The sequence below is a fragment of the Curtobacterium sp. 9128 genome (assembly GCF_900086645.1).
Lineage (GTDB): Bacteria > Actinomycetota > Actinomycetes > Actinomycetales > Microbacteriaceae > Curtobacterium.
Map to the genome: position 1 here is coordinate 2,457,483 of NZ_LT576451.1, position 22,907 is coordinate 2,480,389.

General features: G+C 72.7%; 20 protein-coding genes. 10 read left to right on the plus strand and 10 right to left on the minus strand.

What is annotated here, in order from left to right; genetic code table 11:
* Window positions 1-80 precede the first annotated feature (80 nt).
* The 9 genes from QK288_RS11865 to phoA all read left to right on the plus strand — a co-directional run bounded on the left by QK288_RS11865 (window position 81) and on the right by phoA (window position 10,974).
* On the plus strand, window positions 81-1,694 hold the full coding sequence (locus QK288_RS11865) for an ABC transporter substrate-binding protein (protein ID WP_281264513.1): 1,614 nt from the start codon (window positions 81-83) through the stop codon (window positions 1,692-1,694).
* A complete protein-coding gene (locus QK288_RS11870) occupies window positions 1,691-2,722 on the plus strand; it encodes an ABC transporter permease (protein WP_281264514.1) in 1,032 nt (343 codons plus the stop codon). Before QK288_RS11865 ends, QK288_RS11870 begins: the two co-directional genes overlap by 4 nt.
* The gene (locus QK288_RS11875) at window positions 2,719-3,600 is read left to right on the plus strand and encodes an ABC transporter permease (RefSeq protein ID WP_281264515.1); all 882 of its coding nucleotides are present in this window, start codon (window positions 2,719-2,721) and stop codon (window positions 3,598-3,600) included. Before QK288_RS11870 ends, QK288_RS11875 begins: the two co-directional genes overlap by 4 nt.
* Window positions 3,597-5,363 (plus strand): ABC transporter ATP-binding protein, encoded by a 1,767-nt coding sequence (locus QK288_RS11880; protein ID WP_281264516.1) that lies wholly within the window; start codon window positions 3,597-3,599, stop codon window positions 5,361-5,363. Before QK288_RS11875 ends, QK288_RS11880 begins: the two co-directional genes overlap by 4 nt.
* A complete protein-coding gene (locus QK288_RS11885; RefSeq protein WP_281264517.1) occupies window positions 5,360-7,408 on the plus strand; it encodes a CocE/NonD family hydrolase in 2,049 nt (682 codons plus the stop codon). The genes QK288_RS11880 and QK288_RS11885 overlap by 4 nt, the downstream gene beginning before the upstream one ends.
* Complete coding sequence (locus tag QK288_RS11890) at window positions 7,405-8,061, plus strand: TetR family transcriptional regulator C-terminal domain-containing protein (protein ID WP_281264518.1); 657 nt, start codon at window positions 7,405-7,407, stop codon at window positions 8,059-8,061. Before QK288_RS11885 ends, QK288_RS11890 begins: the two co-directional genes overlap by 4 nt.
* A 21-nt stretch (window positions 8,062-8,082) precedes the next feature.
* Entirely contained in the window at window positions 8,083-8,505 is a 423-nt protein-coding gene (locus QK288_RS11895) for an SIP domain-containing protein (RefSeq protein ID WP_281264519.1), read from the plus strand.
* Between the two features lie 110 nt (window positions 8,506-8,615).
* The gene (locus tag QK288_RS11900) at window positions 8,616-9,113 is read left to right on the plus strand and encodes a DNA starvation/stationary phase protection protein (RefSeq protein ID WP_281264520.1); all 498 of its coding nucleotides are present in this window, start codon (window positions 8,616-8,618) and stop codon (window positions 9,111-9,113) included.
* Between the two features lie 172 nt (window positions 9,114-9,285).
* On the plus strand, window positions 9,286-10,974 hold the full coding sequence (gene phoA, locus QK288_RS11905) for an alkaline phosphatase (RefSeq protein WP_281264521.1): 1,689 nt from the start codon (window positions 9,286-9,288) through the stop codon (window positions 10,972-10,974).
* A 38-nt stretch (window positions 10,975-11,012) separates the two neighbouring features.
* On the opposite strand, the gene QK288_RS11910 is transcribed toward phoA, so the two are convergent.
* The 5 genes from QK288_RS11910 to QK288_RS11930 all read right to left on the minus strand — a co-directional run bounded on the left by QK288_RS11910 (window position 11,013) and on the right by QK288_RS11930 (window position 16,572).
* Window positions 11,013-11,672, minus strand: coding sequence for a response regulator transcription factor (locus QK288_RS11910; RefSeq protein ID WP_281264522.1), 660 nt, complete (start codon window positions 11,670-11,672; stop codon window positions 11,013-11,015).
* Complete coding sequence (locus tag QK288_RS11915; RefSeq protein WP_281264523.1) at window positions 11,669-12,886, minus strand: histidine kinase; 1,218 nt, start codon at window positions 12,884-12,886, stop codon at window positions 11,669-11,671. Before QK288_RS11915 ends, QK288_RS11910 begins: the two co-directional genes overlap by 4 nt.
* Window positions 12,883-13,527, minus strand: a complete 645-nt coding sequence (locus QK288_RS11920; RefSeq protein WP_281264524.1) for a VTT domain-containing protein — start codon at window positions 13,525-13,527, stop codon at window positions 12,883-12,885. The genes QK288_RS11915 and QK288_RS11920 overlap by 4 nt, the downstream gene beginning before the upstream one ends.
* Before the next feature lie 121 nt (window positions 13,528-13,648).
* Window positions 13,649-15,130 (minus strand): D-glycero-beta-D-manno-heptose 1-phosphate adenylyltransferase, encoded by a 1,482-nt coding sequence (gene rfaE2 / locus QK288_RS11925; RefSeq protein WP_281264525.1) that lies wholly within the window; start codon window positions 15,128-15,130, stop codon window positions 13,649-13,651.
* Window positions 15,127-16,572, minus strand: coding sequence for an aldehyde dehydrogenase family protein (locus QK288_RS11930; protein ID WP_281264526.1), 1,446 nt, complete (start codon window positions 16,570-16,572; stop codon window positions 15,127-15,129). The genes rfaE2 and QK288_RS11930 overlap by 4 nt, the downstream gene beginning before the upstream one ends.
* Before the next feature lie 150 nt (window positions 16,573-16,722).
* On the opposite strand from QK288_RS11930, the gene QK288_RS11935 reads away from it, so the two are divergent.
* On the plus strand, window positions 16,723-17,808 hold the full coding sequence (locus QK288_RS11935) for a glycosyltransferase family 9 protein (protein ID WP_281264527.1): 1,086 nt from the start codon (window positions 16,723-16,725) through the stop codon (window positions 17,806-17,808).
* A gap of 18 nt (window positions 17,809-17,826) precedes the next feature.
* On the opposite strand, the gene QK288_RS11940 is transcribed toward QK288_RS11935, so the two are convergent.
* Genes QK288_RS11940 through QK288_RS11960 form a run of 5 tightly spaced genes read right to left on the minus strand, consistent with a single transcriptional unit; the run spans window position 17,827 to window position 22,868 of the window.
* Window positions 17,827-18,531 (minus strand): SDR family NAD(P)-dependent oxidoreductase, encoded by a 705-nt coding sequence (locus tag QK288_RS11940; RefSeq protein ID WP_281264528.1) that lies wholly within the window; start codon window positions 18,529-18,531, stop codon window positions 17,827-17,829.
* A gap of 20 nt (window positions 18,532-18,551) precedes the next feature.
* Window positions 18,552-19,958 carry a PfkB family carbohydrate kinase gene (locus QK288_RS11945; protein WP_281264529.1) on the minus strand — a complete coding sequence of 469 codons (1,407 nt, stop codon included), beginning with the start codon at window positions 19,956-19,958 and terminating at the stop codon, window positions 18,552-18,554.
* Window positions 19,955-20,578, minus strand: coding sequence for an SIS domain-containing protein (locus tag QK288_RS11950; protein WP_281264530.1), 624 nt, complete (start codon window positions 20,576-20,578; stop codon window positions 19,955-19,957). Before QK288_RS11950 ends, QK288_RS11945 begins: the two co-directional genes overlap by 4 nt.
* The gene (locus tag QK288_RS11955) at window positions 20,575-21,867 is read right to left on the minus strand and encodes a glycosyltransferase (RefSeq protein ID WP_281264531.1); all 1,293 of its coding nucleotides are present in this window, start codon (window positions 21,865-21,867) and stop codon (window positions 20,575-20,577) included. The genes QK288_RS11950 and QK288_RS11955 overlap by 4 nt, the downstream gene beginning before the upstream one ends.
* Entirely contained in the window at window positions 21,864-22,868 is a 1,005-nt protein-coding gene (locus QK288_RS11960; RefSeq protein ID WP_281264532.1) for a glycosyltransferase, read from the minus strand. Before QK288_RS11960 ends, QK288_RS11955 begins: the two co-directional genes overlap by 4 nt.
* Window positions 22,869-22,907 lie beyond the last annotated feature (39 nt).

The window sequence follows — 22,907 nt, forward strand, 5'->3', positions numbered from 1 at the left end:
CCGACGCGTCACACGTTTGGATCGCACGCGGCAGCACCTCTATCGTTCACCGGAACGATTACCAGGAGGGGTCACCCCGAATGCCACCCATCGTCCAACCCGAAGACGGCCGCGCCCCAGCGGACCGTCGCCCGAGCCGCCGCGCCCTGCTCACCGGCGCCGCCGGTCTCGCCGGCCTCGGTCTGCTCACCCTGACCGGATGCAGCTCCGGTGCCAGCGCCGGAACGGTCAGCATCCCCGAGCAGGCCGCGACCGGCACCCCCCGGCGAGGCGGCCGTCTCCGCATCGCCCGCCCCGCCGCATCCGCCGCCGAGACCCTCGACTCCGCGAGCTCCCTCTCCGCGTACGAGTACCTCGGCGCGCTCTACAACCGGCTCGTGAAGCTCGACGAGTCGGGGGAGACCGTGCCCGACCTCGCGCGGGAGTGGTCCGCGAACGCCGACGGCACCATGTGGACGTTCCACCTCCGTCAGGGTGTCCGGTTCCACGACGGCTCCCGGTTCGACGCGGACGACGCGATCGCCAGCATCCGGCACATCCTCGACGAGAAGACCGGGTCCCCGCAGGCCGGCGTGCTCGGCGAGGTGATGGACGCGAACTCGATGCGCGCGGTCGACCGGTACACGCTGCGGTTCGAGCTGACGAAGCCGAACGCCGAGTTCCCGTCGCTCCTGACCGCCTACCAGTGCTACATCGTCCCGGCGTCGGCCGTGGGCACGATCGGCAGCACCGGGATCGGGACCGGGCCCTTCAAGCTGTCCTCGTTCACCCCGGCCGGAGCCGGCAGCGTCGAGGCGTTCGACGACCACTTCGCGGGTCGTCCGGCACTCGACGGGATCGACTTCTTCTCGATCCAGGACACCACGGCCCGGGTGAACGCGCTGCTCGCGGGACAGATCGACCTCATCTCGCAGACGAACCTCGACTTCGCCACCGCCCGTGTGGTCGCGGCATCGGACCGGGCGACGGTCGCGCGCTCCGTGAACGCGCAGTGGTACACGATCCCGATGCTCGCCACGAGCGCCGAGTTCTCGGACCCGACGGTGCGCCAGGCGATGAAGCTCGCCTACGACCCGAAGCGGATCGTCGAGACCGCCCTGCAGGGCACCGGCTCGCCCGGCTGGGACAACCCGGTCCCGCCACAGCTCGCCGCGTTCCTCGACGAACCGCGCGAGTACGACCCCGACAAGGCCAGGAGCCTGCTGAAGCGGGCCGACCGGGAGGGACTGCGCGCGTCGATCTACACGTCCAGCTACGAGTCGGTCTTCACGCCGCTCGCGGTCGCGTACCGCGACCAGGTCGCGGACGCCGGGATCGACCTCACGGTCCGGAACGCCTCCTCGGACTCGTACTACACGCAGATCTGGATGCAGAAGCCGCTGATGGTGAGCTACTGGTTCACCGGCCGGCCGATCGACCAGCTGCTCAACCAGATCTTCCGCTCCGGGTCGTCGTACAACGAGAGCGCGTGGTCGAACGGCTCGTTCGACCAGCTCCTCGACGAGGCGCGTGCCGAGATGGACGACGCCAAGCGGAAGACGCTCTACCAGGACGCCCAGCGACTCGTCGTGGCCGACGGTGCCGACATGACCCCGATGTTCGGCGACCGCCTGGTGGGGTTGTCCCGTGACGTCGTGAACTACTCGGAGTTCGGCTTCGAGTTCGACTACCTCCGGATCGGACTGCGCCGATGAACGTCCTCCTCCCCGTCCTCCGCCGCGTCGGCATCGCCCTCCTCACGGTGGTGCTCGCCTCGCTGTTCGTGTTCCTCGCCGTGCAGGCGCTCCCGGGTGACGTCGCACAGCAGCTGCTCGGGCAGAACGCCACGCCCGAAGCGGTCAAGCAGCTCCGCGAGACGCTCGGTCTCGACCAGAACGTGTGGCTCCGCTACGGGCAGTGGCTCGTCGGCGCCGCGCACGGCGACTTCGGCACGTCGCTCGTCAGCGGCGCGCCGGTCGCGCCGACGCTGTTCACCGCGTTCCGGAACAGCATGCTCATCGCCGTGCCCGCGATGCTCGTCGGGGTCACGCTGTCCCTGACGCTCGGGGTCGTCGCCGGCGTGCGCCGCGGCCGCCCGACCGATCGGGTCATCTCGATCGTCAGCCTCGTGGTGATGAGCGTGCCGGAGTTCATGGTCGCGACCGTGCTGGTGCTGCTCTTCGCGATCGGCATCCCGCTCTTCCCGGCCGTCGTCCTGCGCGGCAGCGACGCCACCGTGGCCGAGCTGCTGCCGACGATCTGGCTCCCGATCATCGTGCTCACCCTCGCGATGGCCGCGTACATCGTCCGCACCGCGCGGTCCTCGACGATCGACGTGATGGCGTCCGAGTTCGTCACGACCGCCGAGCTCAAGGGCCTGACGATGCGCCGGGTGGTGTGGAAGCACGCGGTCCCGAGCGCGCTGCTGCCGACGCTCAACGTCGTCGCGCTGAACGTGGCGTGGCTCCTCGGCGGCGTGGTCGTCGTGGAGAACGTCTTCAACTACCCGGGCATGGGCAAGCTCATGCTCGAGTCGGTGTTCAACCGGGACCTGCCCACCATCGAGGCGATCGCACTCCTCAGTGCCCTCATCTACGTCGTCTGCAACCTCGCAGCCGACCTGGTCGCGCTCGCTCTCGACCCGAAGCTCCGCACCCGGCAGCGACGGACGCGGATCCGGCCGACCACCAGGCGCCGCTCGTCCACCGGCGCCGAGCGCACCGAACGGAAGGCCACCGCATGACCGCCATCGCCCCGCGCTCGCGCAGCGTGATCGGTGCCGCCGTCGAGCCGCTCCGCAGCTCCACGGCACTCGCCATCGGCCTCGGGCTGATCGCGCTCCACCTCGTCCTCGCGGTGCTGGCACCCGTCATCGGCGTGCACGACCCCGTCGCGACCGACTCGACGAACGTGCTCGCCGGACCGGAGTGGACGCACTGGCTCGGCACCGACCAGTACGGCCGCGACATCCTGTCCCGCACGCTGAACGGTGGCAGGTACGCCCTGCTGGTCACGTTCCTCGCGACGACGATCGCGGTCGCCGTCGGCACGTTCCTCGGCGCCGTCACCGCGTACGCGGACAACTGGTTCGACGAGGTCGTGATGCGGGTCGTGGACGCGCTGCTCAGCGTGCCGTCGATCCTGGCGCTGCTCGTCGTCGTCACGGTCTTCGACGCCGGCCTGTGGGTGATCGTGCTCGCCGTGACGATCGTCTACGCCCCGGCGGTCACCCGCGTGGTCCGCGGGGCCGCACGCACCGTGATCACGCAGGACTACGTCACCGCGGCCCGCGCCCGCGGCGAGAAGCCCCTGTCGATCGTGTTCCGCGAGATCCTGCCGAACGTCCTCGACGTGGTGCTCGTCGAGTACGCGATGCGGGCGTCGTGGATCGTGCTCCTCGTGGCGTCGCTGTCCTTCCTCGGGTTCGGAGCGAACCCACCGACGCCCGACTGGGGGCTCATGGTGCAGGAGAACCGCACCGCACTGACCGTCGTGCCGCTCGGCACGCTGGCGCCGATCGTGGCACTGGCGACACTCGTGATCGGCCTCAACCTCGCTGCGGACGGACTGAGCAAGTCGCTCGGGGTCGACCGCGCCACGCAAGGAGCAACGAGCGCATGACCGTCATCGACACGACCACCACGCAGGCCGTCCGCGTCGACGACCTCGCCATCTCCTACGCCGCCGGTCGCACCTGGGTCCCGGTCGTCCGGGGCGTCTCGTTCACGATCGACGCCGGCCGGACGCTCGGTCTCGTGGGGGAGTCCGGCAGCGGCAAGTCGACCGTCGCCAGGACGCTCCTCGCCCACCTCCGCACCGGATCGACCATCGTCGGCGGGACGGTCACGGTCGCGGAGCAGGACGTCTTCGCCCTGTCGCCCGCCGAGACCAGGGCGCTCCGCGGCGGCACCGCGTCCGTCGTCGCGCAGAACGCGGGCCAGGCGCTGACCCCGTCGATGCGGATCGGGGAGCAGATCCGCGAGGCCCTCCGTGCCCACGGCGAGCCGGACGGCCCGGAGCGGGTCGCCGAACTGGTCCGGCTGGTGCGGCTGCCCGACCCGGACACCATCGTCCGTCGGTACCCGCACCAGCTCTCGGGCGGCCAGCAGCAGCGCGTCGCCATCGCCATGGCCGTCGCGGCCAGGCCGCGCGTGCTCGTCCTCGACGAGCCGACCACCGCGCTCGACGTGGTCACGCAGGCGGCGGTCCTCGACCTCGTCGCGGACCTCGGCCGGGAGCTCGGGATGGCCGTCCTCCTCGTCAGCCACGACCTCGGGGTGGTGTCGGCCATGGCCGACGAGATCGCCGTGATGCGGCACGGCGAGATCGTCGAGCACCGCGCGACCGCCGACCTCTTCGCCGACCCGCAGCACGAGTACACGCGGGCCCTGTTGGCCGCGGTACCGAACGGGACCAGCACGGCCGGGACACGGTCTGGAGGCGCGGGTCCGGACGGTCTGGAGGCGACCGTCCCGGGGACGGTCCGCTCCACTGCCACGCCCACCGTGCCTCCCGCCCGTCCCGTCGTGACCGCACGGGACCTGGTGGTCCGGTACGGGCGCGGCCTGCCGGCCGCGGTCGACGGCGTCTCCTTCGAGATCGCGGCGCACGAGACCCTCGCCGTCGTCGGCGAGTCCGGCAGCGGCAAGTCGACGCTCGCGACGGCCCTGGCCGGGCTGGTTCCCGCCGAGTCCGGCAGCTTCGACTACACCGACGACACGGTGACGGGTGACCTCCGCGAGCCCGTCGCCGCCCGGTCCGCCGCGCTCCGCCGCGCCGTGCAGCTGGTGTTCCAGAACGCCGACACCTCGCTCAACCCGCGTCGGACCGTCGGTGCCGCGATCGCCAGACCGCTGCGGCTCTTCACCGGCTCGTCCTCGCGCCAGCGCGTTGCCGATCTCCTCACGCAGGTCGGCCTCGGACCGGAGTTCGCGAACCGCCTGCCGGCACAGCTGTCCGGCGGCCAGCGGCAGCGCGTGGGCATCGCACGGGCCCTCGCCGCCGGACCGCGGCTCGTGATCGCCGACGAGATCACCACCGCGCTCGACGTGCAGGTCCAGGCCGGCATCCTGTCGCTGCTGGCCGACCTGCAGCGCGAGAACGGCCTGAGCTGCCTGTTCATCAGCCACGACCTCGCCGTGGTGCGGGGTGTCGCCGACCGCGTCGCGGTGATGACCGGCGGCCGCATCGTGGAGATCGGCCCGACCGAACGGGTGTTCACCGGCCCGAACCACCCGTACACGAGCACGCTGCTCGCGGCCACGCTCGAGCCGGGCGTGACGACGCTGCCCGAGGTCGACGACGGCGTGCAGCGCTGGCGGCACGTCGACGGCTGGACCGACCACGGGGACGGACACCGGATCAGGAACTGGGAGGACGCATGACGGACGGGCTGACGGCGATCGGGGTGCCGACCGGACTGCCGGAGGGGGTCACCGTCCGCGACGAGTGGATCCCGATGCCGGACGGCGTGCGGCTGCACACCAGGATCTGGGCCCCCGCGGACGCGTCCGCCGATGCCCGTGTGCCGGTGCTGCTGGAGTACCTGCCCTACCGGCTCGACGACTGGACGGCGCCGCGGGACTCCGAGCGACACCCCTGGTACGCGGCGCACGGGTACGCCTCGGTGCGCGTCGACATCCGCGGGACCGGGTCGTCGGACGGGTTCTTCGACGACGAGTACAGCGAGCAGGAGCTGCGCGACGGCGAAGCCGTGATCGCGTGGCTCGCCGCGCAGGAGTGGTCGACGGGCGCGGTCGGGATGTTCGGCATCTCGTGGGGCGGGTTCAACGCCCTGCAGCTCGCGGCCAGGGCACCGGCGGCGCTCAAGGCCATCGTCACGGTGTGCTCGACGGACGACCGCTACGACAACGACGTGCACTACGTCGGCGGCGCGGTGCTCGGGATCGACATGGCGGCGTGGGGCGCGACGATGTTCGCGTTCAACTCCCGGCCGCCGCGGCCCGAGGTCGTCGGGCCGTCGTGGGTCGCGCGCTGGAAGGAGCGGCTCGACGCGAACCGGCCGATGACGCCGGTGTGGCTGTCGCACCAGTCCCGTGACGACTACTGGCGGCACGGCAGCGCGGCGGAGGACTACGGGAACATCGGCGCAGCGGTCCTCGCCGTCGGCGGCTGGGCGGACCCGTACCGGGACGCCGTCCTCCGCCTGGTCGAGCACGTGGACGCACCCGTCAAGGGGATCGTCGGGCCGTGGTCGCACCAGTACCCGGACCGCGGGCTCGCGCCGGGACCGTCGATCGGGTTCCTGCAGGAGACCCTGCGGTGGTGGGACCGGTGGCTCAAGGGCGTCGACACCGGGGTCGAGGCCGATCCGGCACTGCGCGCGTGGATCAACGACCCGGAACCGCCCGCGACGTACTACGCCTCGCGCACCGGGCGGTGGGTCGGGGCGACGTCGTGGCCATCGACCGCGACCGAGGCCGTGTCGCACACGCTCGACACCCTGCGCGGCGGACGTGACGGCGACGTCGTGGTCTCCTCCCCGCAGGAGACCGGCACGGACGCCGGACGGTTCTTCCCGTTCGGCAACGCGACCGACCTGCCGCCGGACCAGCGCGCGGAGGACGGCCGCTCGGCGTGCTTGGACCTGCTCGTCGACGAGTCGTTCGACCTGCTCGGCAACGTCCTCGTCGACCTCGCCGTCACGAGCGACCAGCCCAGGGCCACGGTCACCGTGCGGCTGTGCGACGTGGCCCCTGATGGCAGCTCGACGCTCGTCACCCGTGGTGTGCTGAACGCCGCCCGCCGGCACGGCATGGACCGGACCGACCCGCTCGAGCCGGGGGTGCCCACCGTGCTGCCCGTCCGACTGGTGTCCACGGGCCACCGCTTCGTCGCCGGACACCGACTCCGGGTCGCCGTGTCGACGTCGTACTGGCCGTGGGTGTGGCCGCACGGGACGGCCGCGACCCTCGTGCTCGATCCGTCCCGGAGCTCGGTGACCCTGCCGGTGTGGACCCGCGCGGACGACGACGACATCCGCTTCGAGGAGCCCGAGCGGTCGACCCCGCTCGCGATCACCCGGGTGGAACCGAGCGACCCGCTCCCGCAGCGCACCGTCACCCACGACGTGGAGACCGGCACGTGGACGCTCGACGTCGACCCCGGGTACGGCGGCGGCCGGGTCTACCCGGACGGACTGGTGTTCAGCGAGGACGCGCGCGAGACCTACCGGATCCGTTCGGACGACCCGACCTCGGCCACCGCGGACTCGCGCTGGGCCATCGGTCTCGAGCACACCGACTGGGCCGCGCGCCTGGAGACGACGTCGCACGTGGCGGCGGACGCCGAGGCGTTCCACCTCGTCAACACCGTCCGTGCGTGGGCACGCGATGGAGCGGCCGGGACCGAGGAGCAGCTCGTCGCCGAGCACACGTTCCGTGACGAGGTGCCGAGGACGTCCGCGTGAGCGCCGAGCAGCAGGCACCGGACCCGGCGCAGCCGAGGCCACGGGCGCGCCAGCGACCCGAGGTCCGCCGCGCGATGATCGTCCTCGCCGCGCGCAGCGTCATCGTCCGCAACGGTCTCGGCGCGACCGGTCTCCGTGACATCGCGGCGGAGGCGGGCGTCTCCGTCGGGACCGTGACCTACCACTTCGGGAGCGTCGCGGAGATCCTGAACGAGGTCGTCGTGCTCGAGACCGAGCGGTTCTACGGGGCGATCGTCGCCGCCGTCGACGCGGAACCCGATCCGGCGACGGCGCTGCGGATGCTCGTCGAGCCGTTGTTCGACGACAGCGAGGAGGTCCGGCAGCACTGGCGGATCTGGTCCGACTACTGGACCGCGGTCGCACGTCGTCCAGAGGTGGCCGAGGAGTACGCGGAACGCATCCGTGTCTGGGAGGCCTGCCTGGTCCGCGTGATCCGCCGCGGGGTCGACGCGGGAACGTTCGACGTGGCGTCGGACGGCATCGACCCGTCGGTCGTCGCGCTCAAGCTCGCCGCCTACAGCGACGGCGTGGCGACGCAGATCGCCCAGAACGCCCCCGGACTGACCAACGCGGTGGCGCTGACCTGGATGTGGGAGTTCCTCGCACAGCACCTCGGGGTTGTACTGAGGTAAGGCTTCCCTTACCGTGGGTCCATGGCCAGGACCCGTCGACAGCCCAGCGAGCGCATCCTCATCGCGGGGAGCTCCGACGACCTCGTCGAGATCCACCGCCTGTTGCTCGACCTCCCCGAGAACGCGTACGGCCAGGTCTTCGTCGAGGTCGCCCTCGACGAGCAGGTCCGCATCCTCCCGGCGCCCCCGCGGGTGACCGTCACGTGGCTGGTCCGGAGCGCCCGCGCGTCCGCTGTCGCCCCGCTCGTCTTCGCCGACCACGGGGAGGCCCTCGCCGCGGCCGTCATCGGCTGGGCGGCCGAGTGGTGCGTCGCCGACCGCGAGCCGCGGACGACGGTCTGGATCGGCTGTGCGGACAGCCCGTGGGTCGAGCAGGCCCGCGCGGCGGTGCAGCTCGAACTGACCGACGCCGGCCAGCAGGTCCAGGTGGAGTACGGCGGGTAAGGTCAGCCTGTGCTTCCTTGCGCCGTTCAAGAAAGCGAAGCATGGTTGTTCCATCGGCACGACCGGAGCGCGAGCTCCGTTCGTGCCCACGAGGTAGGAGGAAGCAGCACATGACCACGAGCACGACCACCCCGAACACCACGTCCCCGTTCTCGACGACGCCGGAGCTCGCAGCCGGTGTCGCACAGTTCCTCGCGCCGGTCGTCATCGACCTCGAGGCGCTCGTCGTCAACGGCAAGCAGGCGCACTGGCACGTGCGCGGCCGGAACTTCGTCGGTGTCCACGAGCTCCTCGACGACATCGTCGCCCACGCGCAGGAGTACGCCGACCTCGCCGCGGAGCGCATCGTCGCCCTCGGCCTGCCGGTCGACTCGCGCATCGCGACCGTCGCCGCGAACACCACGATCCCGGCGCTGTCCGAGGGCTTCCAGAACTCCGACGTCACCATCACCGAGGTCATCGCCGACATCGACGCGGCGCTCGCGCAGGTCCGTCGCGCGGTCGAGGGACTCGACGAAGTCGACCTGAACAGCCAGGACGTCGTCATCGAGATCGAGCGTGGACTGACCAAGGACCGCTGGTTCCTGCAGGCGCACCTCGCGGCCTGAGACCGAGCGATCTCCCGGACAGGAGGCCCGGTGCCAGCTGGCACCGGGCCTCCTGCCATGCGCATGGTCCCGTCCCGTTCACGGACCAGACCTCGCCGGTTCACCCGCCTGTACCCCCGTACAGCCATCCTCGGATGGCACCCGTTCGGGGCACATGACGAGGGGAACCGACATGGAACAGCACACACCGAAGCGCCGCCGCGCGGCACTCGCGATCGGCGCCGTCGTCGTCGCCGGCGCGATCGCGCTCCCTGGTACTGCCGAGGCCGTCAGCCAGCTTGCGCTCAGCCAGCACGGCGGCGCGCAACGGGCAGCAGGCGACCAGACGCAGGCCGTCCGGCAGGCGATCAAGAACGCGAACGCGAAGAACGTCATCCTGCTCATCGGCGACGGGATGGGTGACTCCGAGATCACGGTGGCGCGCAACTACGAGTACGGCGCCGCCGGTCGTCTGCCCGGGCTCGACGCGCTCCTGCTGACGGGGTCGTACACGACGTACTCGCTCGTGAAGCACGGCGCGGACAAGGGCAAGCCCGACTACGTGACCGACTCGGCGGCATCCGGCAGCGCCTGGGCGACCGGCACCAAGACCTACGACGGCGCGATCTCGGTCGACATCGACGGTGCGCCGCAGCAGACCCTCCTGGAGCTGGCGAAGGCGAACGGCCTGCGGACCGGCAACGTGTCGACGGCGGAGATCCAGGACGCCACCCCTGCCGTGCAGGTCGCCCACGTCGGCGCGCGGAGCTGCTACGGACCGGACACCGCGTCGTGCGGGTCGGACGCGCTGCAGAACGGCGGGCTCGGATCGATCAGCGAGCAGCTGCTGAACGCCCGCCCCGACGTCACGCTCGGCGGTGGCTCGGCGAGCTTCACCCAGACCGCCAAGGCCGGGCAGTACGCGGGGAAGACGCTCTTCGACCAGGCAGGTGCGCGCGGCTACCAGGTCGTCGACGACGCCGCGGGGCTCGCCGGTGTGCGCAAGGCCGACCAGAAGCAGCCGGTGCTCGGCCTCTTCACGCCGGGCAACTTCCCGACCCGGTACGCGCCGACGACGGCCACGGTGGGCGGAGCCGACCAGGCAGCGGTGCGCTGCACGCCGAACCCGGCTCGCCTCGACACCGGCCTCTCGCTGCAGTCGCTGACGAACAAGTCGATCGGGCTGCTGAACCGAGGCGCGTCGAACGGCAAGGGCTTCTTCCTCCAGGTCGAGGGCGCGAGCATCGACAAGCAGGACCACGCCGCCGACGCGTGCGGCCAGATCGGCGAGACGATCGACTTCGACGAGGCGGTGCAGGCCGCGCTCGCGTTCGCCCAGAAGGACGGCAACACCCTCGTCATCGCGACGGCGGACCACGCGCACTCGAGCCAGATCGTCGACAACACCCCGCCGGCCGCGCTGTCCACCGCGCTCGTCACGGCGGACGGCACGACGATGAAGGTCTCCTACGGTACGGCGGGCGCCGGTGCGTCGCAGCAGCACACCGGCACGCAGGTCCGGATCGCGGCCTCCGGTCCCGGTGCAGCGAACGTCGTCGGACTCACCGACCAGACGGACACGTTCTTCACGATCTCCGACGGGCTCCGGTTGAACGGCGACCTGGCGGCGCTGAGCCGCGGTGCGCGGATCGACCTCTCCGTCGGTGCGCCACGACCGAACCAGCGGGTCGTGCTGACGGGCAGCCGGTTCGCCGGTGACCGCCAGGTGCGGGTCGCCGTAGGGTCGACCGACCTGGGCACGGTGGACGTCATCGACGGGACCGCGACGGTCGCGTGGAAGGCGACGAAGGGGTCCTCGACCGTGACGTTCACGGGCGTGCAGTCCGGGAAGCAGGCGTCGAAGCAGGTCCGCGTGCGCTGATCCGGCGATGCGCATGGTCCGGCCTGGCCGGTGTCCGCTCAGGCGGGACCGACCAGGCCGGACTCGTACGCCAGGACCACCACGTGCACCCGGTCGCGGAGCTGCAGCTTCGCGAGGATCCGGCCCACGTGGGTCTTCACCGTCTGCTCGGCGATGTACAGGTCGCCGGCGATCTCGGTGTTCGACCGGCCGCGGGCGACGAGCATGAAGACGTCGCGCTCGCGGTCCGTGAGCACGTCGAGCACGTGTTCACGAGGTGTCGACGGCGGGGGAGCGGCGACGAAGGCCTCGACGAGGTGCCGGGTGACCCGCGGTGCGAGCAGGGCGTCGCCGGCGGCAACGGTGCGGACCGCCCCGACGAGCTCGTCGGCGCTGGCGTCCTTCAGGAGGAAGCCGCTCGCGCCGGCGCGGAGTGCGTCGAAGACGTAGTCGTCGATGTCGAACGTCGTGAGCATCAGGACCCGGACCGGGGTGGCGGTCGGGGCCGACAGCAGGCGGCGGGTCGCCTCGATGCCGTCGAGTTCGGGCATGCGGACGTCCATCAGCACCACGTCCGGCTGCAACCGGATGCCGAGCGAGACCGCTTCTGCGCCGTCGCCTGCCTCGGCGACCACCTCGACGTCGTCCTGGGCCTGCAGGATGGCGCGGAGTCCCATCCGGAACATCTGCTGGTCGTCGACCACCATCACGCGGATCATCGGGTCCCCCCGTCGGTGTGCATCGGGTCGTCGGTGTGCAGCGGGAGGTCCGCGACGACCCGGAACCCGCCGTCGGTCGTGGGACCGTGGTCGATCGTGCCGCCGACGGCGGTGACTCGCTCACGCATGCCGGCGAGGCCGAAGCCGCCGTCGTCCGGCGGAGCCGACGGGACGCCCTGGACGTCGGGAGCGGCGTTGGTGACCGTGACCCGGAGACGCGAGCCGTGCCTCCCGACCGTCACGACGGTGGACGCGCCGGAGGCGTGCCGGGCCACGTTGCCGAGCGCCTCCTGCACGACCCGGTACGCGGTCAGCTCGGTGAGCCGGTCGACCCCGCCGCCGTCGCCGATGTCGAGCGTCACCGGGATGCCCGCCGCACGCGTCGCGGTGACGAGTGTCGGCAGGTCGACGAGCCGCGGCTGCGGCGCGCGCTCTGCATCCTCGTCGCCGCGGAGCGTGCCGAGCAGCTGACGCATCTCGCGGAGTGCCGTGCGCGACGTCTCTGCGATGGCCGCGAACTCGGCTCGTGCGCCGTCCGGCAGGTCGGCGACCCGGTACGGGGCGGACTCGGCCTGCATGTGCACGACGGACATGCTGTGCGCGACGACGTCGTGCAGCTCGCGGGCGATGCGTGCGCGCTCCTCGACCGCACGACGGCGGGCCTGTTCGGTGTCGGCGTCGCGGCGTGCTGCGTCGAGCTCGGCACGGATCGACCGCCGCTGCCCGATCACGACCGCGGCCGCCGAGAGGATGAGCGTGTCGCCGGCGGACACGACGAAGCTCGCGGTCCAGACGTCGGCCTGGTCCCACCGGCCGGGGGAGACGGCGACGAGGACGAGCGGGACGACGGTCGCCGCGGCCCAGACGACCGCGGTGAGGCGCCAGGTGGTGCGCACGCCCAGGACGACGAGCAGCACGCTCAGGCCGATGATGCCCGTGACGGGAACGGGCCACGGGCCGGCTGGCGACGCCGCGGTGAGCAACCCGAGCGCTCCGAGTCCGGCCAGGTGCGCGACGGCGGCAGTGCGCGGCGCCCACGGTGCGATGCCGATCGTGATGCTGAGGACCGCGGACACGAGCAACGACAGCGGGACGGCGACGCCGTAGACGACGGAGGTGACGGGCGCGGCGACGGCGAACAGCGAGCCGGCGACGACCACCAGGCCGATGCGCATCGCGAGCACCTGCCAGGTGGATCGGGGTGCTGGGGTCACGGGCGGACGGTCTCTCCGGTGGTGCCGTGGGCGGTCGCGCGGGTCGCGCGTCTGCGGCCGAGCCTACCGATCACGCGGTCGACGACGACACCGAGCAGCACGGCGATCGCCATCGACACGCCGGCTGCGACGAGCGGTTCGTGCAGCACGCTCGACGTCGCGAGGGCGATGCCGATGGAGGTCGTCGACCAGGCGAAGCCGGCGATCGTGCTGATCGCGAGGAACCGCCGGTAGGGCAGCCGCGTGGCCCCGGCGGTCGTGTTGACGGCCACCCGACCGACCGGGATGTAGCGTCCGACCAGGATCAGGCTGGCGGAGCGCCGCTGCATCTGGCGCTGTGCGAAGGCGAACGCCGCGGCGACCTTCGGCCGACGTGCGTCCGCGAGCCGCGCGAGACCGACGCGCCTGCCGATCCAGTAGGCGATCGAGTCGCCCGCGACGGCGCCCAGCGCCGCCGCGACGAGGACCCCGGCGAGCAGCGGGCTGCCGGTCGTGGCCGCGACGGCGGCGATCGCGACGAGGGCGGCCTCGCTGGGGACCGGGGGGAAGAACCCGTCGACCAGGCACAGGGCGAACAGCACGACGAACACGAGCGGGCTGGCGGCGAGGTCCACCACGAGCGGGGTGAGCTGGTCGAACACGGCGGGCTCCTGTCCGTCGGCGACGCTCGCCGACGGTGTCGACGCTACGGAGCCGCCGGTGCCCTGCCATCCCACTGCGGGGCCCACCGCCCCCTACCCGGGTATGACTTCCGCGGTCGGTTCAGTCGGTCTCACCCCTGGCGGTCTCGCGGATCCGTCGCACGACCGCACTCGTGGAGTGCTCCGGGACGTAGTCGACCATCACGACCTCGCCGCCGTAGGCACGGACGACCTCGGTCTCGCGCAGCATCTCCGGCGAGTAGTCGCCGCCCTTGACGTAGACGTCCGGACGGACCCGGTCGAGGAGCGGGATCGGAGTGTCCGTCGCGAAGACGGTCACGAGGTCGACGCAGGCGAGGGCAGCGAGGACGCCTGCGCGGTCCTCTGCGGTGTTGATCGGCCGCTCCGGGCCCTTCAGTCGCCGCACCGAGTCGTCGTCGTTGAGCGCCACGACGAGCAGGTCACCGAGTTCCTTCGCCTGTCGCAGGTAGGTCGTGTGGCCGCGGTGGACGACGTCGAAACAGCCGTTCGTGAACACGACCCGCTTTCCCTGTTCGTGGGCGAGTCCGACCGCGGCGGCGAGTTCGTCGTGGTCGACGACGGTCTCCGCCGGCGCCTCGACCGACGTGAGGAGGGCGGCGGTGTCACACGTGGAGGTCCCGGCCTCGCGGACGACGACGTCCGCCGCGGCCTGCGCGAACGCCACCGCCGCCCGGGCGTCGCAGCCTGCGGCGAGGGCGACGCTCGCCGCGGCGCAGAACGTGTCCCCGGCCCCGGACGCCTGCTGCTCGGACGCCGGCGTGGCGCGGGTGCGGTGCCCAGTGGCGTCACCCGCCACGAGGAGGACCGATCCGTCGCGGTCGAGGGTGACGGCAGCTGCGCGCGCTCCGGTCACCCGGAGCACGTCCGCGCGGTCGGCGGTCACGGAGCCGGCGCGATCGGCCCCCTGGCCGAGGTCGGATCCCAGGAGCGCCGCGGTCTCCGCCGCGTTCGGCGTGACGAGGTCCGGGTGCAGGTCGTGCCACCCGCGGAGGTCGTGCGCGTCCACGACGACGACAGCGGGGCGATCGCGGTCCAGCACGGGCAGGACGGTCTCGGGGGAGACCCCGAGACCGTAGTCGCAGACGATCGCGGCGTCGGCACCGTCCAGCGCGCGTTCGGTCGCGGCGGAGAGCTGCTGGCGGTGGGCGGTGGTCGGCGCACCGGCGAGTTCGTCGACCCGGACGACGACGCGGTCCCCGCCGACGATGCGCGTCTTCGTGGTCGTGGTCACGCCGGGGACGGAGAGGAGGTGCGTCGTGTCCACCCCGGCGACGTCGAGGCGCGCGCGGAGCACCGAGCCGGCCTCGTCGTCGCCGATGAGCCCGACGAAGACCACGCGGGCACCGAGGGCACGCGCGTTCACCGCGGTGTTGGCGGCACCGCCGGGGACCGCGATCGTCTCGGTGACACGGACGACCGGTGCCGGCGCCTCGCGCGAGACGCGTTCCGCCTCCCCGATCGTCCAGCGGTCGAGGATCGGGTCGCCGATCACGACGACGAGGGGGTCGCGGTCGTCGATCCTGGCGACGACGTCGCGGATGAGCCGGACGTCGGCGGTCACCGGTCGTACCCCTCGGCTGCGGCGGTGTCGGCGGGCCGCTCGTCGGCGCGGGTGACGCGCGGGGCCGGTTCGAGGTGGATCACCGTCGTCGTGGTCATCTCGTCCAGCAGGTGCGGACCGTAGCCGAACCCGGATCCGGACGCCCCGCGCGGCTCGGCACTGCCACCGGGTGCTCCGCCGAAGACCGCGTTGATCTTCACGGTCCCGACCGGCAGGGTCGCGGCAGCGAGCAGGGCGTTGCCGGTGTCGGGCGTGAGCACGGTCGCCGCGAGGCCGTACCGGTCGGCGGCGGCGAGGCGGAGACCCTCGTCGAAGCTGTCGACGACGCGCACCGGCGCGATCGGTCCGAAGGTCTCATCGGTCATGGCGAGCGCGTCGTCTGGCACGTCGGTGAGCACGGTGGCCGGGTACGAGGAGCCGGCACCGTCCGGCACCACGCCGCCGGTCCTGACGGTCGCACCACGACGAACCGCGTCGTCGACGTGCTGCTGGACGAGCACGCGGAGCCGTTCGTCGACCAGGGGACCGAACTCGGAAGCGGGGGCGGCCGTGCGGGCGTCCGCCTCGGCGACGAGTGCGGCGACGAACGCCTCGGCGACGTCCAGGTGGACGTAGATGCGCTCGACGCTGGTGCAGATCTGGCCGGTGTTCGCGAACGCCCCGAGCGCCGCCTGCGCTGCGGCCCAGGTCGGATCGACGCCGGCGTCGACCACGAGCGCGTCGTTGCCGCCGTTCTCGCGGATCACATGGGCGCGTGTGGTGGCGGCGACCGCGGTGAGCCGGTCCCCGGTCGCGGTGGACCCGACGTGCGCGTAGACCGCGATGCCGTCCTCGGCGAGCAGCGCCTCGCCGGTCGTCGCGTCGCCGTCGACCCCGACGAGGACACCGTCGGGCAGGACCTCGGCGAGGAGCGCGTTCAGACGCTGGATCGTGGCCGGGCACCGCTCGCTGCCCTTGTGCACGACGGTGTTGCCGGTGACGACCGCGGCGCCGACGATGCCGAGCGCGACGGCGACGGGGTCGTTCCACGGGGTGAGGGCGAGGACGACGCCGCGGGGATGCGGCACGGTCCAGTCCGCGGCGCCGTGCTGTCCCCGCAGGGACTCGCCGCGGTGCAGCGGACCGAGCTCTGCGTACTGGAGCAGGGTGCCGATGCCGGCCTCCACGCCGCCGAGCGCATCGCCGGGGACCTTGCCCGTCTCGCGGGTGTTGAGTCCGGCGAGCTCGACGGCGTGCGCGCGGAGGTGCTCGGCGGCATCGCGGAGCAGCGCACCGCGGTCGGCAGGGGCGGTCCTCGACCAGGCCGGGAACGCCGCGCCTGCCCTGGCGACCGCGTCCCGGACCTCGTCGGGGCTCGCCGCGGTGGTCGTCGACGCGACCGATCCGGTGACGGGGTCGAGGACGACGATCCGGTCGGTCGTGGTGGGGGCTTCGAGCGTCATGCGGGTCCTTCCAGGGACGCGGACGGTGCGGGTCTCCGACGGTCCGCTCCCGTTGCTGGGCGCGGTCACGGCAACGCGTTCCGCGGCTGACCGGACGTGCTCTCGGAGTGCCGTCGGTAGACAGGGGCATCGACGACAGGGAGGCACTCGGTGCGCATCGGTGACGGCGGACGACGGTTCGGTGGGGTCCGGCAGATCGCGGTGCTCCGCGGCGGGGGACTCGGTGACCTGATGTTCGCGATGCCCGCGATCGACGCGCTGGCCGCCGCCTACCCCGATGCGCGGGTGACGCTCCTCGGCACGCCGGCCGCTGCGGAGCTGCTCGTCGGCCGGACCGGATCGGTGCACGCGTTCGAGGAGCTCCCCGTCTCGCCGGGCGTGCGCGACAGTGGCATGGACGCGCCGTCCCTCGAGGACTTCGACCACCGGCTCCGCGGCCGGTTCGACCTCGCCGTGCAGCTGCACGGTGGCGGCCGCAACTCGAACCCGTTCCTGCTCCGGCTCGGGGCACGGCACACCGTCGGCACCGCCACCGAGGACGCGGAGGTCCTCGAGCGCTGGGTCCGGTACGTGTACTACCAGCACGAGGTGCTCAGGGGGCTCGAGGTGGTCGCACTCGCCGGGGCCGAACCGGTCACACTCGATCCGCGCCTGACGGTGTCGGAGGACGAGCGGCAGGCGGTCAGGTCGCGGCTCGGGGTGGCCGGGACGCTCGTGGCGATGCACCCCGGCGCGACGGACCCGCGGCGCCGCTGGAGCCCCGACCGGTTCGCCACCGTCGCCTCGGCGCGGATCGACGCCGGCGACGACGTGGTCCTCGTCGGTGACCACTCCGACCGTGCAGCGGCCGATGCGATCGTCGCGGCGGTGGGCACGGACCGTGCATCCCGGCTGCACGACCTCGTCGGCACGTTGCCGCTCCGGGAACTGCCTGCGGTGCTGGCTGCTGCCGACGTCATGGTGGGCGACGACTCCGGGCCCCGGCACCTCGCCGTGGCGGTCGGCACGCGGACGGTGGGCGTGTTCTGGTTCGGTAACGTCATCAACGCCGGGCCGATGGACCGCGGCCGACACCGGGTGCTCATGGCGTTCGTCACCCGGTGCCCGGTCTGCGGGGTCGACGTGACCCAGGTGGGCTGGACCGCCGATCGGTGCGAGCACGACCCGTCCTACGTCGACGAGGTCACGCCCGAGCAGGTCCTCACCGAGGTGGAGGACCTGCTCAGGACACGCTGACGGCCTGCGGCCCGGGTGTCAGGGCCAGCTCGGCTCCGTGGCCGGCATGATCGAGAGCTCCCGGATCTCGCACCCGGCGGGCTGGGCGAGTGCGAACAGGATCGCATTGGCGACGTACGACGGCTCGATCAGCTGCGCGTCCGGCCCCGGCTTGTACTGCTCGGTGCGGTCCGCGAAGAAGTTGGTCCGCATGCCAGCCGGGATCACGTTCGTCACGCCGACGCTGCCTGCTGCTTCTGCGGCGAGCGCCTGCGAGAACCCGCGGACGCCGAACTTCGACGCGGAGTAGGCGGTGCCGTCGCCCACGCCGCGCAGTGCGAGCGACGAGGACACGGTGACGACCCGCCCGTGGCTCTGCTCGAGCGAGGGGAGTGCCGCACGGACCACGGCGGCGGTCCCCAGCAGGTTCACGCCGACGATCCGTTCCCAGTCCGCTGCGGAGAGCCCGCCGATCGGTGCCGGCTTGTCGATGCCGGCGGCGGTGACCACGGCGTCGAGCCCCCCGTGCCGTTCGGCGGCGTCCCGGACCGCCTGCTCGGTCGCCGCCGTGTCGGTGACGTCGACCGCCACGGCGTCGATCCCGTCGGCGACGCCGTCGACGCGGAGGTCGAGGACGATCGGGGTGCCGCCTGCTTCGAGGACGGCGTCGACGACGGCCGCTCCGAGTCCGGAGGCACCGCCGGTGACGAGGACGCGGCCGATGGGGGTGGTGGGGACGGGCATGTGGTTCCTTTCGGTGGGCCTCAGCCGACGTGCGCGAGCGCCGCGGCGAGACGGGTTGTGGAGCGACCAGGGTGGAACGGGACGGTGACGACCCGTCCGCCCCACTCGGCGAGCGTGACGGACTCGGGGAGGGCGTCGGCGGTGTAGTCCCCGCCCTTGGCCCAGACGTCGGGACGGAAGCGTCGGAGCGCCTCGTCCGGGGTGGTCTCGTCGAACACGACGACGGCGTCGACGCAGTCGAGTGCGAGCAGGAGCTCGACGCGGTCGTCCTGGTTCATGATCGGCCGCTCCGGCCCCTTGAGCTGTCGGACCGAGTCGTCGGAGTTCAGGCAGACGACGAGGCAGTCGCCGAGGGCGCGTGCTGCGGAGAGGGTCCTGGCGTGTCCGGCGTGCAGCAGGTCGAAGCAGCCGCCGGTCGCGACGACGACGCCGCCGGCGCTCCTGGTGCGGTGCACGACCCGCACGGCGTCGCGGTCGGTTCCCGGGACGTCCACCGGTGGGCGGCCGACGTCGGCGAGGAGCGACGTCACCCCACCGGCGGCGAGGTAGGCGGACGCGTCCGCGACCCCGGCGGCGACGGCGTCTGCGACGTCCGCACCGGACGCCAGCGCGACGGCCACCCCTGCGGCGAGCCGGTCACCGGCACCGCACGGGTCCCCGGCGGTGACGGACGGCGCCGGGACGAACCGGCTGTCGAGCCGGTCGCCGCTCAGGCGACCGACGAGTGCGCCGCGGTCGCCGAGCGTCACGGCGACGGCCTGCACGTCCCACGCACCGAGCAACGCCTCGGCAGCGTCGGTGGCGAAGGGCATGCCGGTGCCACCCAGTCCGGTGAACCGTCGGGCCTCGGCCGCGTTCGGCGTGGCCACGGTGATGCCCGCGACCGGCGTGGCTCCCTTGGGGTGCGGGTCCCACACGACCGGCGTCGACCGCGCGGCGGCCGCGATCGCGTCCCGGACGGCGGGGGAGGCCGAGACACCGCGACCGTAGTCGGCGACGACGACGGCGTCGGCGTCCAGGAGCGCATCGGTCATCGCCCGGGTCGCCTCGGGCACGGACGGGGTCTCGCATCCCTCGTCGATGCGCACGAGGGCGTGGTCACCGACCCGCACGCGGGTCTTCACGGGCGTCGGGGCGCCGGACGGACCGGCGACGACCCGGACGTCGGGCAGCAGCGCGGTGATCTCCGCGGCGTGGGCATCGTCGCCGAGGACGGTGACGAGCGTGACGTCGTGCCCGTCCCGCGCGAGCATCGTCGCGACGAGGCCGGCACCGCCCGCGCGTCGGTCGTCGGTGTGGACGTCGACCACGGGGACCGGTGCGTCGGGGCTCAGGCGGTCGCTCGTGCCGGACACGTCCACGTCGAGCAGGGTGTCCCCGACGACCACGATCCGGAGGGGTGCTGCGCCGGGGACGGTGCCCGTCATGCTCGGCTCCCGCGGCGGAGCACCGGTTCCATCGCGGTGCAGAGCGCGTGCACCAGCACCAGCTGCGCCTCCTGGACGTTGGCGGACGGACCGTCGATGCAGATCGCGTCGTCGACGGCGTCTGCGAGCGGGTTCGGCCGCGGACCGGTCAGGGCGAGCGACCGGGCACCGACGGCCCTGGCGGCTGCTGCGGCGGTCAGGAGGTTCGGGCTCCTCCCGCTGGTGCTCAGCAGCACGACGACGTCGCCCGCCCTGGCATGTGCACGGACCTGACGAGCGAAGACCTCGTCGAACCCGTAGTCGTTCCCGATGGCCGTGACCGCCGAGGTCTCCGCGTGCAGGGAGATCGCCGAGTACGCGGGGCGGTCGCCGTCGAACCGACCCGTGAGCTCCGACGTCAGGTGCTGCGCCTCCGCTGCCGATCCGCCGTTGCCCGCCGCGAGGAGCCGGCGGCCGGACACGAGCCGGGCGGCGACGTCGTCCGCCCAGGCCGCGATGTGGTCGCCGTGCTCGACGAGCGACGCGATGACGGGAACGGAGGCGGCGACGTGGTCGAGCACCGCCCGGGCGCTGCCGCTCGTCCGCTCGGTCGTCTCGATGCCGTGCTGATCGATGGTCATCGTGCCGTCCTCTCGGTGTCGCGGGCGGCTCGGGCCGGACGCGTGGTGTGCTCGGGGGTGCTGACCGTGCGGCCGATCAGCCGTTCGTAGACGCGCTCGGTGTCCGCCGCGACGCGCGTCCACGAGTACCGGTTCTCGACGCGTGCACGGCCGGCTGCGCCGTACGCGTCGGCCTTCCCGGGGTCGTCGAGCAGCTCGGCGACCGCTGCGGCGACGGCGTCCTCGTCCCGGGGCGGGACGTGCATGCCCGTGGACTCCTCGACGACCGTGTCGATGAGACCCCCGACGCGCGACGCGACGACCGGTCGGCCGCACGCCATCGCCTCGAGCGGCACGATGCCGAACGGCTCGTACCACGGCGCGCACACGACGACGTCGGCGCTCCGGTACACGGACGGCATCTCGTCCTGCCCGAGCTGGCCCCGGAAGTGCACGTGGTCACGGACGCCGAGCTGCCGTGCGAGCGTGTCGAGCCGCTGGTACTCGGGGTCGTCCGGCAGGTCGGCACCGGCCGTGCCGGCTCCGCCGACGACGACGAGTTCGACGTCCCGCCCGTCTGCGACGAGCCGGGCCAGCGCGGCGATCGTCGTCCCGACGCCCTTCCGTCGGACGAGCCGGGACGCGGTCAGGATCCTGGATGTCCGTCCCCGTTCCTCGACCACACCCGTCGGTCGGAACCGGTCGACGTCGACCCCGCACGGCACGACCGAGATCGCGCGGAGGGGGACGCCGAGCGCCTTGAGCTCGAACGCCTCGTCGGAACAGGTCGCGACGACCTGGTCGACGCCGCGTCCGACGGAGGGCTCGATCCAGTCCCGTTCCGCCGGGCTGGTGTCCGCGGCGCCCTGGTGCCGACGCTTGACGACCCCGAGGGCGTGGAACGTCTGCACGATCGGGATCCGGACGCCGCCCGTGCGGGCCTGGACCTGGGTGACGGCCTCGAGCGCGGCGTGCCCGGACATCCAGAAGTGCCCGTGCACGACGTCCGGCCGGCCGATGAACCACTCGGCGGCGAGCACCTGGGCGAACACCGCCATGCAGGGGAACAGGTCGTCCTTCGGCACGTGCTCGGGCGGTCCGGCGTCGACGTGCACGACCTCGACACCCGGGCGCAGCACGACCCGCTGGGGCAGTGTCGGGTCGTCCCGCCTGGTGTAGACCGTGACCTCGTGGCCGCGGTCGGCGAGCGCGCCGGACAGGGCGGCGACGTGCACGTTCTGCCCGCCGGCATCGACGCCGCCGAGCACCGCGAGCGGGCTGGCGTGTTCGGAGACCATGGCGATCCTCATCGAGCGTTCCCTCCGACGGCGTGACCGGCGAGACCAGCCGGTGTGGGACGAGTACGGCGGTGGCGCGTGACGGTGTCGTCGAGCAGGTCGTCCCAGTCCCGCAGGTACCTGGTGAGCGAGTGGCGTGCGAGCGCGGCTTCACGGGCGACGAGCCCCCTCCGCCGTGCCTCGTCCGGGTCGTCGACGAGCAGCCGGGCGGCGCGCGTCAGCTCCGTCACGTCGGTGGAGATCGCGCCGGCCTCCGGCGGGACCGTGCGCGCGGCGTCGGTCGTCGCGAGCACCAGCACGGGCATGGCCATGTGCATCGCCTCGATCAGTGAGAGCCCGAGCGACGTCCACCGGTTCGGGTGCAGGTACGCCCGGCGCTCCGCCAGCGCGACGTGCATCGGCTCCGGTGGGACGTCACCGAGCCCGGAGACGACGGCACCCGGGTCCGCGAGCCGTTCGGTGCCCATGCCCCAGACGTCGACCGGCGCGACCGTCCCGAACGTCTCGAGCAGGTCGGTCCCGACGACGCGGCCGCGTCGGACCGGCTCGTTGATGACGGCGCCGAACCGTTCCAGACGGCCGGTCCACAGCGGACCCGGATCGACGACGCCGTGCTCGACGACGGTCGTCCTGGTGCTGCCGCAGTCCCACATCAGGGCGTTCCAGTGCGTGACGTGGGCGATGGTCAGGTCGTCGCGGTCCCGGAACGGGTGCAGCGAGTTCGGCACGTCCACCCTCGGGGCGTTGTGTTCGACGAAGACCGTCGGCAGGTCGCGCCCGGGCAGGAGCTCGGCGACGGCGGCCGCCTCCTCGGTCCGCTGCAGCACGACGACGTCGATGTCGGTCTCGCGGAGCGCGGCGGGGTCGATCTCGGTCACGTTCGGCCAGTCGCGGCCACCGGTCCCGAGCCCCCAGGCGTCGCGGGCGTCGGTCGTCGGCACGAGGTACTGGTGTCGGCCACGGACGAAGGCGTCCATCCAGCCGCCGTGCACGTGCCAGAGGAGGATGCGCATGCGGTCCCTTCGATGCGGTCGGGTGGCGAGGGGTGGAGC

Bases quoted from the DNA above. Each gene is read 5' to 3' on its own strand.
- QK288_RS11865 (WP_281264513.1), top strand. From the start codon at position 81: ATGCCACCCATCGTCCAACCCGAAGACGGCCGCGCCCCAGCGGACCGT.
- QK288_RS11870 (WP_281264514.1), top strand. From the start codon at position 1,691: ATGAACGTCCTCCTCCCCGTCCTCCGCCGCGTCGGCATCGCCCTCCTC.
- QK288_RS11875 (WP_281264515.1), top strand. From the start codon at position 2,719: ATGACCGCCATCGCCCCGCGCTCGCGCAGCGTGATCGGTGCCGCCGTC.
- QK288_RS11880 (WP_281264516.1), top strand. From the start codon at position 3,597: ATGACCGTCATCGACACGACCACCACGCAGGCCGTCCGCGTCGACGAC.
- QK288_RS11885 (WP_281264517.1), top strand. From the start codon at position 5,360: ATGACGGACGGGCTGACGGCGATCGGGGTGCCGACCGGACTGCCGGAG.
- QK288_RS11895 (WP_281264519.1), top strand. From the start codon at position 8,083: ATGGCCAGGACCCGTCGACAGCCCAGCGAGCGCATCCTCATCGCGGGG.
- QK288_RS11900 (WP_281264520.1), top strand. From the start codon at position 8,616: ATGACCACGAGCACGACCACCCCGAACACCACGTCCCCGTTCTCGACG.
- phoA (WP_281264521.1), top strand. From the start codon at position 9,286: ATGGAACAGCACACACCGAAGCGCCGCCGCGCGGCACTCGCGATCGGC.
- QK288_RS11910 (WP_281264522.1), bottom strand. From the start codon at position 11,672: ATGATCCGCGTGATGGTGGTCGACGACCAGCAGATGTTCCGGATGGGA.
- QK288_RS11930 (WP_281264526.1), bottom strand. From the start codon at position 16,572: ATGACGCTCGAAGCCCCCACCACGACCGACCGGATCGTCGTCCTCGAC.
- QK288_RS11940 (WP_281264528.1), bottom strand. From the start codon at position 18,531: ATGCCCGTCCCCACCACCCCCATCGGCCGCGTCCTCGTCACCGGCGGT.
- QK288_RS11945 (WP_281264529.1), bottom strand. From the start codon at position 19,958: ATGACGGGCACCGTCCCCGGCGCAGCACCCCTCCGGATCGTGGTCGTC.
- QK288_RS11950 (WP_281264530.1), bottom strand. From the start codon at position 20,578: ATGACCATCGATCAGCACGGCATCGAGACGACCGAGCGGACGAGCGGC.
- QK288_RS11955 (WP_281264531.1), bottom strand. From the start codon at position 21,867: ATGAGGATCGCCATGGTCTCCGAACACGCCAGCCCGCTCGCGGTGCTC.
- QK288_RS11960 (WP_281264532.1), bottom strand. From the start codon at position 22,868: ATGCGCATCCTCCTCTGGCACGTGCACGGCGGCTGGATGGACGCCTTC.